The sequence below is a fragment of the Agromyces luteolus genome (assembly GCF_009729855.1).
Taxonomy (GTDB): domain Bacteria; phylum Actinomycetota; class Actinomycetes; order Actinomycetales; family Microbacteriaceae; genus Agromyces; species Agromyces luteolus.
The window spans coordinates 91,303-105,656 of the sequence record NZ_WODA01000025.1 but is presented as its reverse complement, the minus strand read 5'-3'; the positions used below and the strand labels follow the sequence as shown (position 1 = coordinate 105,656).

The following is a 14,354-nucleotide window of genomic DNA, read 5'->3' as shown; positions in this document are numbered from 1 at the left end:
ACTCGAGCGCGGGCCACTCGGCCGCTGCGTCCGCTACCGACCGGCCTTCTTCGGGAGCACGACGTCGCGGTAGGGCGTGAGTACGATCGGGCCGCGGAGGCCGGCGTGCTGCCAGTCCACCAGCTGGTAGTTGCTGTCGCCCGTCGCGCGCACCGCGTTGAACATCGTGGTGGCGACTTGAACCGTCAGCGTGTTCTCGCCGGCCTGAAGCGCGGTGCCCAGGTCGATACGACTGCGATCGGACTGGTTGACCGTCACCTGCACGCCGTTCACCGTGACCTGAGCCGTGTCCAGCACATCGCCGAGGTCGAGGTAGGCGCCATCCGGTTCCGTCCAGGCGCTCGGGAGGTCGAACGTGGTCGTGTACGTCCCGATGCCGGAGGCCCGACTGAGATCGACCGGAGCGGTGATCGACCGCCACGAGGCGAGCCGGCCGTCGCCGTCGGTGGTCAGGTCGAACGCCGCCTGGTCGACCTTGGCGGTCGTGTACGCATTCGCGCCGGGTCCCCAGGTCTGCGCCAGGAGGTTCCAGTCATCGAGTCGCACGGCGTCGGTCAGTCCCTCCACGACGGTGACGCGGCGCGTCCCGTCGCTGAGTTCGGTCTCGAACTCGCCGTTCTGCGACGCTCGAAGCACCAGTCGCTTTCCGGCGCCGGTCGCCGACACGTCGCCGTCGCTCCGCACCGCGTGCAGTGCCGGCGCCTGGACGGGGTCGCCGCCCTTCCCGGAGATGGCGCCCGTCGTCGAGAGCGCGACGATCACCTTGTCGTACGGTGCGATCCGCACGGGCACCGTGACGATGCCGTCGCCCGCGGAGTACTCGGCGATCGGGGAGATCGCGCCGGTCCACGTGTCGAGGAGGAACGGTCGCCCGTTGCCCGCCAGGGTGAGGTTCTCCACGATCTCCTCGCCGGAGCGGTTGTAGGCGAAGTCGTAGGTGATCCCTCTGGCCTCGCGACGCACCAGTCCCAATGCGGATGTCGCGTGCTCCGGCGTCGCGGTCGGGCGGATGCCTGCCGCATCCAGCGCGTCCGGAAGCGAGGCCTCGTCGGCGACCTCGACCACGGTCGGCTCGGCGAGCAGTGCCGCGACCACGTCGGCGAGGCGGTCCGCCTCCGGCTCTGCGCCTGTCGTCGCGGTCGGCTGGTCACCCACGACGAAGATCCGCAGCCCCTGCTCGGCCAGGGTAAGGAGCCGCTCCGCGCTGCCGAGCCCGATCGTCGCCTGGTCGTTGAGCACGATCGCTTCGAAGTCGGATCGATCGCCGAACAGTCCGCCATCCCCGTCGGCTTCGAGCGTCGGGTCCTCGAGCAGATCCGGTGCCACGTACTCGTACGTGTAGCCCGCGCTCGAGGTCGCCGAATCGGTGCCGAGCATGTGCTGGCGGGGCTGCTGGTCGCTGACCGACGAGCCGATCAGCCCGAGATCCTCGTAATAGACGCCGAGGTCGACGGTGGCGCGGCCCTGACGGAGCACGAGCTGGGTACGGGCGAGGCTGTCGTTGATCTCGGCATAGTCGGCCCAGCTCGCCTGGCGCTGGCCGAACACGTCGTTGACGCTGATGACGCCGAAGATGTCCCACGGCTGGTATCCGGGCCAGGTGCCGCCGTCGCGCCCGCTCGTGCCGACGCCCTTCGGAGCGTCACGGTACGCATACCCGTGCCAGACGACCTGGTTCACCCCGCCGGCGTAGGCCTTGTTGATGCTGTCGAGCAGGCCCTGCGAGTACCGACCGCCGACCTGGGTGCCATCGCCGCCCTCGCCGAACTGGCCGCCCACGTTCGGGCCCGCCGCGCTGGAGCGGTAGCCGCCCTGGAAGACCGCGCAGCACTCCGTCGAGACGAGGTCCTTGCCGGACAGGTGCGCGCCGCCGCTCAGGACCCGGTAGTCCTGCTCGGCGCCGAGCGCGTTGGGGCTGCCGAAGTTCAGCGACTCGCCCTCAGCGATGCCGGCCGCGGCCGCGGCCGCGGCCGAAGAGATCGGGATGCCGTAGGGCTGGACCCGGAAGTCGAGGCCGTGCCCGGCCGCCCACTCCTGCATCGGCGTGACGTACTCGTCGACGAAGAGATCGCTCATGGTCTGGCGGTAGTCCTCACGCACCTGCTCGCCGATCTCCGCGAACTCGAATGCCGGAGCCCCTGTGCCCTGGATGCCGGCGCCGGCGAGCGCCGGCAGCACGAGGGTGGGGTCGTACCCACGGCGTTCCTCGAACTCGTCGAGGAAGTCCCAGGTCCACTTCTGCGCCGTCCCGAGCTCGAGCGAGTCCTCGAACACCGCACCCCGGCCGATCCGAGCGAGGTTCGCGCGGACCGCGTCGGTGAGGATGTGCTCGTCCCAGAAGTCCGCCTGGATCTCCACGCCGCCGCGGCTCAGGTGATCCACGACGTAGTTCGGCTGAGTCGGGGTGTAGCCGCCGCGCTGGGCGATCAGGGCCGATGGCGCCTGGACGAAATCGATCAGCACCCAGGGGTTGCCGTTACCCGCGGCGAACGCATACGCGAGTTCACCGTCGACCACGTCATCGGTGACATCGACCACCGAGCCCGGGTCGAGGAGGACCGAGCCGGCGCCGCCGGTCGCGCATGCGTCGGCGCACTGGGCGACGAGCGTGCGCAGGCGCGTTGTGTGCGCCACGTTGCGCACCGTCTCGTCGATCGCGTGCGCGCTCGAGAGCTCGGAGACGCCGAGGTCGGCGCACTCGGCGAGGCGGTCGCCGATCGACGAGACCGTGACCTGCTCGGCCGTTGCACCCGCTCCGACCGTGATGACGTCGCCGGTCGCGAATCCGCCGACAGTGCGGACGCGGAGGAGTTGGTCGCCCGCGGTGGCGGGCCCGCACAGCTGGGTCGACACCGAGGGAATCGTCGTGGTCGGAGCAGGCAGGGCGCCCGACCGGGAGTCGCCCGGCTCGTGGAATTCGCGTCCGAAGACGAGCTGCTGCTCGACCTCGGGCTGGTTGAAGCTGTTCAGCGACGGAACGGTCGGCGGGTACTGCGGGCCGAGGCTCTGGTCGACCGAGAGGCCGAGCTTCGCGGCCTCGTCGGTGATGACCTCGATCTTGTGCGCCCATGCAGGGGTACCCCAGCCGTACTCGGCGAGGAAGGCGTTGGTCTGGTTGCCTGCGCCGGGTACCACGAACGGCGCGATCTCGACACCACCGGCGCCGGCCGCGGCCATGTCGCGCAACTCCTCTCGGAGCACTTCGTCCTCGGTGTATGCGAGCGGCATCCAGTAGCGGTACATGGGGCGCACGGCGGTCGGGGGGTCGGCGAACGTCGCGGGTGTGAGGAGCGGCGCCGGGGGAGTCGCGGAGCCACCAGCGTCTCCGGGGCTCGCCGTGGCGGGCGCGGTGAGCGCCGGGATCAGGCTCAGTGAGAGTGCGAAGACGGCAGCTGTCGCGAGTGCGGCTGGGCGCCGGCGGAATGCACGGGGTGCGTGGGGCATGGGTATTCCTCTCGGCTTTGAAAGGTTTCACACGCACGCTAGCCCGCTGCGCACGATGCGTCAATAAGAAACTCGACGTGTCGTAACCGATCCGGCAAAGCGGAACACCGTGAGCCGGGAGCGTCGCCCTGCGGCGTCGCGCCGGGGCGCATGAACGTCTCGAGCAAGAGGAGCGTCACGTCGATTCTGGCTGGGAGTTGTCCTCGGCATCCTGCGCAGGCAGTTCACCGACGGTGCGTCCGCGTTTCAGCAGCGGGCTTCCGTCGGGACACCGACCGAATTCCGTCGATTCCGGGGGGGGGTCAGGCGGAGGGCGGCGCGATGGGCGTGTCGTGACGGTCGTCGTCGGTGGTGATGAGCCGCACGAGCGTCTCGAGCAGGGGGAGCGTGTCACGCGACGGGTCCATCAGGGCCTGGATGCGCAATCCGTCGATCATCGCCATCAGCATGGTGACCTTGTCGTCCGCGGTGAGCTCTTCGCTGTCGTGTGCGGTCGTGAGGCGGCCGCTCGAGAAGTGCACGCGCATACGTTCGCGGCGGGCGATGAAGAAGTCGTGTGCAGGATGCTCCGGGTTGGTCGCCGCGACCGTGATGGCGAGCCAATTGCGCTGGTGGTCCGGGTGGGCGAACTCCTCCGCGAGGACGCTCGAGAGCACCCGGTCGGCTGGCACCTCCGCCTGCATGATGCGGCGCGCCATTTCCTCGTCGTCGTCGTCTCGTTGGGCGAGCGCGGCGAGCAGCAGGTCGTCCTTGCTCGCGAAGTGTCGGAGGAGGGCGGCGTGCGTCAGGTTGGCCCGGGCGGCGATGTCGCGGAGTGATGCGCGCTCGTAGCCGTGCTCGGCGAAGCTCGCCAGCGCTGCGCGGACGATCTCGGCGCGGCGGGCGGGGGTGCTCGCGTACGGGCCCCGTCGGCCCCGACTCGTCGCCTCCGGGGCGACGGGAGCGTCGGAGTCCGGCGTCTGCGCCGCGATCAGCGTGGTCGAACGGTTCATGTCTTCTCCCTGTCGGACCATTCCCCGAGTCTGGCAGACCAGGTTTTCACCGCCGACTTGCCAATAGTAACCGCAGTGGTTACTCTTGGCCAGCAAGGTAACCAATCTGGTTACTTTTGGGTGTTCTCCCGTCCGACCCGCGTAGGATCGCGTGGCCGGCTTCACCGATGAAGGAGTCAATGGTGACCAAGCACGAGCCGAGCGCAGAACTCGCCGTCGGCCTCGCCGTGTCCGAGGCGAATGTCCCGCCGATGGTGGACAGCTCGGCGGCCGAGCCGCAGCAGCCGATGAGCCGGAGCTACATCTTCTGGCTGATGCTCGCGAGCTTCGGGGTCTCGATGGCCATGATGGTGCCGCTGGCCTACGGCATCGCCGTCCGCATCAGTGAGCTGGCGCCCGGGCATGAGGAGGTGCTCGGATACATCACGGGCACGGCGCAGGCGGTGTACCTGATCATCAGCCCGATGATCGGCATCTGGAGCGACCGGACACGGTCGCGATTCGGTCGACGAACGCCCTTCATCTACCTCGGGATCGTGATCGGCCTCCTCGGCCTGATCGTGATCTCCCTGGCGCCGAACCTGCTGGTCGTCGGCGCAGGTTGGGTGCTCGGAATGTCCGGGTGGTCGATCGCCGGGGCGCCGTTGCAGCTGCTCATGGCCGACAAGCTCCCCGAATCGCAGCGCGGCAAGGTGTCGGCGCTGACCGGCCTGATGACCCAGATCGCCCCGGTGCTCGGCATCGGCGTCGCCTACGCGGTCTCCTCCAACACGACGCTCGTGTTCCTCGTCCCCGGCGTCATCGGCGCCGTGATGCTCGGCATCTTCCCGCTCATCAAGCCCGAGGGCAGCTCGAAGGACCTGCCGCGCACCGGTCACGTCACCGTCCGGTCGGTCGTGACGAGCTACGGCTTCAACGTGCGCAAGTACCCCGACTTCGCATGGAACTGGCTCGGACGGTTCGTCTTCTTCGTCGGCCTCTACTTCAACACCACGTTCGGCACGTTCTTCTACGCCCAGCGCCTCGACCTGCCCGTCCGCGAGGTCGCCGGCATCGTCGCCACCGTCGGGATGATCGGCGTGCTCGCTGCGGCTGCGGGCGCACTGATCGGAGGGTTCCTCTCCGACAAGCTCCAGCGTCGTCGCCTCTTCGTGATGATCGCCGCCGTGCTGTTCGTGGGCGGAGCTGTCGCAGAGGCGACCGCCTGGAACCTTCCGCAGATCATCTTCGGCGCCGTGCTCATGCAGCTCGCGATCGCCGTGTTCGCCACCGTCGACCAGGCGATCGTCTTCGCGATCATCCCGGAACGGGACCAGGTCGGCCGGTACATGGCGGTCGTCCAGTTCGCGCAGAAGATCCCGAGCGCGCTCGCGCCGCTCATCGCCGGCGTCGTCATCACGATCGGCGCGGTCGGCGACGTGAAGAACTACACGCTGCTGTACCTCACCGGTGCGGTCTTCGCCCTCGTCGGCGGCCTCATCATCCTGCTCAAGGTCAAGTCGATCCGCTGAGCGGAGCGACCCGCCCGACCTGAACCGCGTTCCAACGGAAGCGAACCACCATGCGCACTGCACCCTACGACCTCGTCGTGGACGGCGGCGGTGACGGATTCCCCGTCACCGGCGCCGCCCCCCGGCTCTCGTGGAAGGACCCGGTCGACCGTGGGCCTCGCACGGCCTACCTCGTGGAAGCGGTGATCGACGGGGCGTCGCCCGTCGTCGCCGCCGTCACCTCGCGCCGCCTGGCGACGTGGCCCTTCGCGGCGCTCCGCAGCGGGCAGCGGGCGCGGTGGCGCGTGACCGCAGACCCCCAGGAGACCGGGGCGGATGCCGCGTGGTCGGACTGGGCCGAGTTCGAAGCGGGTCTCCTCGACGGGGACTGGACCGCGCACTGGATCTCACCGGTCGAACCCGCCGTCGGTTCCGACGGCGACCCCGGATACGGGAAGCGCGCGGCCCACGTGCTCGCGGGCAGGTTCACCCTCGCCGGCGCGATGGTGTCGGCGCGGCTCTACACGACTGCGCTCGGCGTCTACACGGCGACCGTGAACGGCGAGCGCGTCGGCACGATCGAGCTCGCACCGGGTTCGACGTCGTACGACCGCACGCTCTACGCGCAGGCGGCGGATGTCACGGCCCTCCTCCGCGACGGCGACAACGCGATCGAGCTCGAACTCTCCGACGGCTGGTTCCGCGGCCAGGTCGGCGCCTTCCGGCTCCCCGCCGGGTGGGGTACGACGCTCGGCGCCCGAGCGGAACTGCACCAGGAACTCGCCGACGGCACCCGCCGGGTCGTCCGTAGCGACGAGACCTGGACGAGCCGCCCGTCGGCGATCACCCGCGCCGACCTCATGGACGGGCAGACGCTCGACCTCTCGGCGGACGCCCAGCCCGAGACATCCGTGCTCCTCGACGTCGTCGACGCGCCGCCCGCGATCGACTGGTCGCCCGCGCCTCCGGTCCGCGTCGTCGAGACCCGGGCCCCCGTCGAGCTGCGCCGCCTCGCCGACGGCGCGGTGATCGCCGACTTCGGCCAGAACGCGTCCGGATGGATCCGGCTCACCGACCTCGGCGAGCCGGGCACCCGCACGGTCGTCGACTACGGCGAGGCGCTCGGCCGCGACGGCGACCTCGACACCTCCCACCTCGACTCCGAGCGGCCGGAGGGGCGCAAGGCCTTCGTGCAGCGCGACGAGGTCGTCGCTGGGGAACAGGGCGGCCAGTTCGAGCCCCGCCATACCGTGCACGGCTTCCGCTACGCCCGGATCGCCCGGTCCGACGGCGGCGCACTCGCCCCGGCATCCCTGCAGATGCGCATCGTGCAGACCGACCTCGCCCGCACCGGCACGTTCGCGTGCAGCGACGAAGGCCTCAACCGCCTGCACGAGATCGCGGACTGGAGCTTCCGCGGAAACGCGGTCGACATTCCCACCGATTGCCCGACCCGCGAGCGCCTCGCGTGGACGGGCGACTACCAGGTCTTCGCCCCGACGGCCACGCGCCTGTACGACGTTCACGGCTTCAGCCGCAAGTGGCTTCGCTCGGTGCGCGACGACCAGCTCGACGACGGCCGGATCGCGAACTTCTCGCCAGATGGGCGCCGCATCAAGCACCACCTCGACGACCAGTTCGCCATGATGACCGGCTCGTCGGGCTGGGGCGATGCGATCGTCGCCGTCCCGTGGGAGCTCTATCTCTCCTACGGCGACGAGCAAGTGCTCGCCGAGAACGCCGACGCGATGGTTCGCTGGGTCGAGTGGGCGCTCGAGCAGGCGCGCACCACCCGGCACCACGCCCGCACGCAGGCATCGCCCGAGCCGGCGCCCTTCGAGCAGTACCTCTGGGACGGCACGTTCCACTGGGGCGAGTGGACGGAGCCCCGCGAGCGGGACGCCGACGGCAACCGCATCGACCCCATCAAGCACAACCCGATGGCCTGGTTCATGGCCGACAAGGGCGAGGTGGGCACCGCCTACCTGCACCGATCGACCGCGACCCTCGCCCGCATCGCGGGCACCTTGGGCCGCGATGAGGATGCCGCCCGCTACACGGCGACCGCCGAGCGCATCGCCGACGCCTGGCGGCAGGCCTACCTCCGCCCCGACGGCACCACCACGACCGACACCCAGGCCGCCTACGTGCGCGCCCTCGCGTTCGGCCTCGTCCCCGACGAGCTCCGCGAGCGCGCGGTCGACCGACTCGTCGAGCTGGTGCGGGCGGCCGGTACCCATGTCGGCACCGGCTTCCTCGCGACCGGCGACCTGCTCCCGGTGCTCGCCGACCATGGGCGGGCGGAGGTCGCGTACGAGCTCCTGCAGCAGCGCACCGCGCCGTCGTGGCGGTACATGCTCGACCGCGGCGCGACCACGATCTGGGAGGACTGGGAGGGCATCGACGAGCACGGCGACGCCCACGAATCCCTGAACCACTACAGCAAGGGGGCAGCCATGCGCTTCCTGCACACGCACACGCTCGGGCTCCGGCAGGACGCCGACTCGATCGCGTGGGAGCACGTCGTGATCGAGCCCGTTCCGGGCGGCGGGATCACCTGGGCGCGCGGCACCCACGAGAGCCCGCAGGGCACCATCTCGGTCGAGTGGCGCATCGAGGGCGAGCGGATGGCGCTGACCGCCGAGATCCCGTCCGGCACCGCCGCGCGTGTCGTCCTCCCCGACGGCAGCGAGCACCGGATCGGACCCGGCGCCTTCGAGGCATCCGCCCTGCTGCCCTCGGCCGAGCCCGTGCCGGCCGCCATCTGAACCGCCCGACCGTCCCCGACGCATCCGACCCAGACACAACCCGCTCAACGAACGAGAGGAACGAACCCATGACGACCTTCCCCGACGGATTCCTGTGGGGCGCCGCGACCGCGGGCCACCAGATCGAGGGCAACAACGTGAACAGCGACTGGTGGGCGCGCGAGCAGACGATGCCCGGCATGGAGCTCTCAGGCGACGCCGTCGACAGCTACCACCGCTACGCCGAGGACATCCGCCTGCTCGCCGAGTCCGGACTCACCTCCTACCGCTTCAGCCTCGAGTGGTCGCGCATCGAGCCCGTGCGCGGGCACTTCTCGAAGGCCGAGCTCGCGCACTACCGCCGCATGATCGACGCCTGCCTCGAGCACGGCGTGACCCCGGTCGTGACGCTCCAGCACTTCACCACGCCGCAGTGGTTCGCCGCGCTCGGCGGGTGGGACAGCCCCGACGCCGAGGCGCTGTTCTGCGCGTTCGTCGAGCAGGCGTGCACGATCCTCGACGGCGTCGAGTGGGTCGTGACCATGAACGAGCCGAACATGCAGGCCGCCATCATGACCGCGATGCGACACCTCGCGGCGTCCGGCGGCGATTGGACCAGCCCCACGGTCGAGGCCGAGGGCGACGACGAGAAAAAGCAGCAGCACGGCCAATTCCTGACCTACGCCGATCCCGAGATCGGCCGCATGTTCACCCGCATCCACCACGCCGCGCGCGCGATCGTGCGTGAGCGCACCAACGCGAAGGTCGGCTGGACCATCGCGGCCGGCGCCCTGACCGCCGCACCCGGCGGCGAGGAGAAGCTCCTGCAGATCCGGTACGGCAAGGAGGACGTCTACTGGGAGGGCAGCCGGGGCGACGACTTCGTCGGCGTGCAGGCCTACTCGAGCCAGCAGGTCGACGCGAACGGCCTCGTGCCGCACCCGCCGCACCCCGACAACACGCTCGTCGGCACCGCGTTCCGCCCCGACTCCCTCGCGATGGCCGTGCGCCACGCATGGGAGGTCAGCGAGCACACCCCGATCCTCATCACCGAGAACGGCATCGCGACCGCCGACGACGTCCAGCGCATCCGGTACACGACCGCGGCACTCGAGGGCCTCGCGGGCACCATCGCCGACGGCATCGACGTGCGCGGCTACCTGCACTGGTCGCTGCTCGACAACTTCGAGTGGGGCCACTGGGAGCCGACCTTCGGCCTGATCTCGGTCGACCGCGACACGTTCGCGCGCACCCCGAAGCCGAGCCTCGCGTGGCTCGGCAAGGTCGCCGCCCGCAACGGCTTCGAGGCGACGGAGTTCGCAGCATGAGCTTCCCGTTCGCCGACGTCTCGAGCCGCCCGCTGACCGACCTGCTCTCGCTTGCCGGTCGTCGCGCCGTGGTCACCGGCGCAGCCCAGGGCCTGGGCAAGGCCATCGCGGCCCGCTTGGCCGAGGCCGGTGCCGACCTCCTGCTGATCGACCTCAACGAGGAAGCTGCGCAGGCTGCCGCGTTGGACCTCGCCGACCGATACGGCGTGCGCGTCGCGAGCACGCGCGCCGACGTCTCCGATGCGGCTTCGGTCGCGGCCGCCGCCGACCTCGCGGTCGCCGAGCTCGGCGGCATCGACGTCTGGGTCAACAACGCCGGGATCTTCCCGAACGCGCCCGTCACGATGATGCCCGACGAGATGTGGGACGCGACGTTCGCGGTGAACGCGCGCGGCGTCTTCCTCGGCTCGCGCGAGGCAGCGCGCCGCATGTCGGCTGACGGCACCGGCGGCGTCATCGTCAACATCATCTCGACCGCCGGCGTGCAGGTGGCGTTCCCTGGCATGGCCGCCTACGTCGGCTCGAAGCACGCCGCGCTCGGCATGACCAAGTCGCTCGCGGTCGACCTCGCCCCGCTCGGCATCCGCGTGCTCGGCGTCGCGCCGAGCTTCGTGCCGACCGAAGGCAACCTCGCGGCCGCGAAGGCGGGCGCCGAGGCCGCGGCCGCAGCCGGCATCGAGATGCCGCCGCTGGACGTGATGAACACGAGCATGATCGGCCGCATGGGCACCCCCGACGACATCGCGCGCGTCGTGCTCTTCGCCGCAAGCGACCTCTCGATGATCATGACCGGCAGCACGCTGCTCGCCGACGCGGGCGAGACGGTCTGACGTTCATGTTCCGTCCCGGCCGCCGCCCGCTGCGAGCGATCCAGCAGATCCAGATCGGCCGGGTCACGTCGACGGAGGACCAGGCGCGCGACACGCTCGCGCGCCTGGTCGCCGCCGGGTTCGAGGCGATCGAACTCAACGGCTTCATGACCCGCCTCACGCCGCTCGTCGTGCGCGCCCTCACCCGGGTCGCAGGGATGCCGGTGGGCGGCGGCGGCCGACTCGACTGGCGGCGCCTCGTCGCAGAGTCCGGCCTGTCGGTCGCGGCACTGCACGAGGACCTCGGCACCATCGAATCCGACCCCGAGGCGGTGGCCGCGCGAGCCGCAGGCTTCGGCACCCGCAACGTCGTCGTCACCGGCATGCACCGGTTCGACTACGGCGACGACGTCGCGGTGCGACGGCTCGCGCAGCGTCTCGATGCCGCCGGCCGGAACCTCGCATCCGACGGCGTTCGCCTCCTGTACCACAACCACACCGCCGAGTTCCGACGTGTGGGCTCCGGCGGTACCGCGTTCGCCGCGCTCGTCGACCTGACCGACGCGGACGCCGTCGGCTTCGAACTCGACTGCTTCTGGGCCGCTACCGCCGGCGCCGACCCGCTCGCACTGCTCGATGCGCTCGGCGAGCGCGTGCGCCTGATCCACCTCACCGATCGCGGATCACGCACGACGGGGCCGACGATGACGCCCATCGCCAAGGTCGACAGCGTCGAGCTTGGCACCGGGAACCTCGCCATCGACGCGATCGTCGAGCGCGCGGCATCCCTGCGCGTGGAAGCCGTGATCCTCGAGACCCACAAGAACTGGATCGGCGGGTCGCCGCTCCGCAGCGCCGAGATGAGCGCCGAGGTACTCCGCCGGCTGCTGCCGGGCTGATCGGCGCGACCCGCACCATACCCCCGACTCTGAAGGACCCATCGTGAACTCCCGTATCGTCTGCAACCCCCTCGACCTCTCGTACCGCTATCAGGACATCCGGACGCCGTTCGTCGGTCGGAGCGTGCACCGGGAGGCGGCCGACCCGACGGTCGTCTTCTACCGGGGCCGCTACCTGATGTTCGCGTCGATGACGCGTGGGTTCTGGCATTCCGAGGACCTCGTCGAGTGGACGCTGCAGCCGAGCGAGAAGATCCCGGCGATCGACTACGCGCCCGACGTGCGCGAGGTCGACGGTGCACTGCTGTTCACGGCATCCCGCAAGACGAAGGGACGCTTCTTCCGCAGCGTCGACCCGTTCGCGGACGACTTCGAGGAGATCGCCCCGAGCGACGTCGCGTTCTGGGACCCGGACACGTTCCAGGACGACGATGGGCGCCTCTACCTGTACTGGGGGTGCTCGCACAACCGTCCCGTGAGCGGTGTCGAGCTGGACCGCTCGACGTTCCGGAGCCTCGGCGAGCCGGTGCCGCTGATCTCGGCGGACACGGCGAACCGGGGCTGGGAGCGTACGGGCGACGACTACGTGGCCGAGGTGCGTCGCGGGTTCGCGGGCAAGGTCATGGACGCCTACATCGGCGACGCGCCCTTCATCGAGGGCGCGTACATGAACCGGGTGGGCGACCGCTACTACCTGCAGTACGCCGGCCCCGGCACGCAGTTCAACACCTACGCCGACGGCGTCTACGTCGGCACCGGCCCGCTGGGCCCGTTCGAGTACGACCCGCACAGCCCGTTCTCGTCGAAGCCCGGTGGGTTCATCACGGGTGCCGGGCACGGCAGCACGTTCCAGGACAGGCACGGCAACTGGTGGCACGTCGCGACCATGCGCGTCTCGGTGAACGCGGACTTCGAGCGGCGGATCGGGTTGTTCCCGGCCGGGTTCGACGAGGACGGCGTGCTCTTCTGCAACCAGAACTTCGCCGACTACCCCATGCAGGTGCCCGACCGTGCGTTCGACCCGTGGACCGAGGCGTTCCCGGGCTGGATGCTCCTGTCGCACCGTGCCGCGGCGACCGCCTCGTCGTCGGCCGACGGGCACGATCCGGCGCTCGCGACGGACGAATCCGTGCGCACCTGGTGGGTCGCCGACTCCGACCGACCGGGGGAGTGGCTACAGCTCGACCTCGGCGCGGAGGTGACCATCAATGCGCTGCAGGTCAACCTCGCCGACCACGAGCTCGCGCAGCGCGCGCCCAAGCGTCGCGACCTCGCGAAGGCGACGTTCGGCAAGCGCGCGGTCTTCCCGGACTCGCAGCCCACCGAGATGCGCGTCGAGCTCTCGCACGACGGCGTGGAGTGGACGGTCGTGCACGACACGATCGGCACCCGCGAGGACGCCCCGCACGCGTTCGTCGCGTTGCCCGAGTCGCGGCGAGCCCGGTACGTCCGGGTCACCGCCGGCGCGATGCCGTTCGGCGGCGTCTTCGCCGTGAGCGGGTTGCGCGTCTTCGGTCTCGCCGACGTGCCGCTTCCCGACGCGGTCGGGGTCAGCGGCGAACGCCACGACCCGCGCACGGCGTCGCTGCGTTGGGATGCCGCACCCGGCGCCGTGGGCTACAACGTGCGCTACGGGCTCTCGCCCGACAAGCTCTACCACTCGTGGCTCGTCTACGACCGGACCGAACTCGAGGTCGGGTCGCTGAACGCCGGTCACGCGTACTGGTTCGCAGTCGACGCCTTCAACGGCGCCGGCATCACTCCGGGCGCCCCGGCCCGGATCGGCTGACCCCTTCCCTCGACATCCGCACGAACAGGACACCAACATGGACATCGCACACAAGGTCTTCGTCGTCACCGGCGCAGGCAACGGCATCGGACGCGAGACGACGCTCCGCCTCCTCGCCGACCGCGCTTCGGTCGCCGGGGTCGATCTCAACGCCGACGGGCTTGCGGAGACCGCACGGCTTGCCGGAGCAGGCGACCGCTTCTCGCAGCACGTCGTGAACATCACCGACCGAGAGGCCGTCGCCGACCTCCCGGCTGCCGTCGAGGCGGTGCACGGCCAGGTCGACGGCATCGTGAACATCGCTGGCGTGATCCAGCAGTTCGTCAAGGTGGTCGACCTGCCGTTCTCCGAGATCGACAAGGTCATGAACGTGAACTTCGGCGGCGTCATGAACATGTGCAAGGCATTCCTGCCCACCCTGCTCGCGCGCCCCGAGGCCGCGATCCTCAACGTGGCGAGCATGGGCTCGTACGCTCCAGTGCCGGGCCAGGCGGTGTACGGCGCGTCGAAGGCTGCGGTGAAGCTCCTGACCGAGGCGCTCTACGCGGAGCTCCTCGACACGAACGTGCAGGTGAGCGTCGTGTTCCCCGGTGCGATCGGAACTGACATCGCGGCGAACTCCGGCGTCAGCCTCGCGGGCGACGCCACAACCGAGACCGCCGCGTACAAGACGACCAGTCCGGTCCAAGCGGGCAAGGTCATCGTCGCGGCGATCGAGAAGGCTCGATTCCGCGCGACGATCGGGTCCGATGCTGCTGCGATGGACCGGCTGGCCCGCCTCAACCCACGGTTCGCGACGACGCTCATCGCGAAGCAGATGGGCGAGCTCCTCCAGGCGTGACGGGCGGGTTCCCGT

9 protein-coding genes are annotated in these 14,354 nt (G+C 70.2%); 7 read left to right on the top strand and 2 right to left on the bottom strand.

From position 1 onward, the window contains the following. Nucleotides 1-33 precede the first annotated feature (33 nt). Entirely contained in the window at nucleotides 34-3,444 is a 3,411-nt protein-coding gene (locus tag GLX25_RS14150; protein ID WP_155843109.1) for a glycosyl hydrolase, read from the bottom strand. 302 nt (nucleotides 3,445-3,746) lie between these two features. Next, nucleotides 3,747-4,436 (bottom strand): TetR/AcrR family transcriptional regulator, encoded by a 690-nt coding sequence (locus GLX25_RS14145; RefSeq protein WP_155843107.1) that lies wholly within the window; start codon nucleotides 4,434-4,436, stop codon nucleotides 3,747-3,749. Nucleotides 4,437-4,618: 182 nt separating this feature from the next. Between GLX25_RS14145 and GLX25_RS14140 the strand changes: the two genes are divergently transcribed. From GLX25_RS14140 to GLX25_RS14110, 7 genes are all read left to right on the top strand, one after another. Beyond that, nucleotides 4,619-5,947 (top strand): MFS transporter, encoded by a 1,329-nt coding sequence (locus GLX25_RS14140; RefSeq protein ID WP_420837656.1) that lies wholly within the window; start codon nucleotides 4,619-4,621, stop codon nucleotides 5,945-5,947. Nucleotides 5,948-5,997: 50 nt separating this feature from the next. Continuing rightward, nucleotides 5,998-8,694: a family 78 glycoside hydrolase catalytic domain gene (locus GLX25_RS14135; protein ID WP_155843105.1), complete on the top strand. Its 2,697-nt coding sequence runs from the start codon at nucleotides 5,998-6,000 to the stop codon at nucleotides 8,692-8,694. Nucleotides 8,695-8,762: 68 nt separating this feature from the next. After that, the gene (locus GLX25_RS14130; RefSeq protein WP_155843103.1) at nucleotides 8,763-10,001 is read left to right on the top strand and encodes a glycoside hydrolase family 1 protein; all 1,239 of its coding nucleotides are present in this window, start codon (nucleotides 8,763-8,765) and stop codon (nucleotides 9,999-10,001) included. Then, on the top strand, nucleotides 9,998-10,831 hold the full coding sequence (locus GLX25_RS14125) for an SDR family NAD(P)-dependent oxidoreductase (RefSeq protein WP_155843101.1): 834 nt from the start codon (nucleotides 9,998-10,000) through the stop codon (nucleotides 10,829-10,831). Before GLX25_RS14130 ends, GLX25_RS14125 begins: the two co-directional genes overlap by 4 nt. 5 nt (nucleotides 10,832-10,836) lie before the next feature. Next, nucleotides 10,837-11,709, top strand: coding sequence for a sugar phosphate isomerase/epimerase family protein (locus tag GLX25_RS14120; RefSeq protein ID WP_155843099.1), 873 nt, complete (start codon nucleotides 10,837-10,839; stop codon nucleotides 11,707-11,709). A gap of 43 nt (nucleotides 11,710-11,752) precedes the next feature. After that, a complete protein-coding gene (locus GLX25_RS19420; RefSeq protein ID WP_166548832.1) occupies nucleotides 11,753-13,498 on the top strand; it encodes a family 43 glycosylhydrolase in 1,746 nt (581 codons plus the stop codon). Nucleotides 13,499-13,535: 37 nt separating this feature from the next. Next, entirely contained in the window at nucleotides 13,536-14,339 is an 804-nt protein-coding gene (locus tag GLX25_RS14110; RefSeq protein WP_155843097.1) for an SDR family NAD(P)-dependent oxidoreductase, read from the top strand. Nucleotides 14,340-14,354 lie beyond the last annotated feature (15 nt).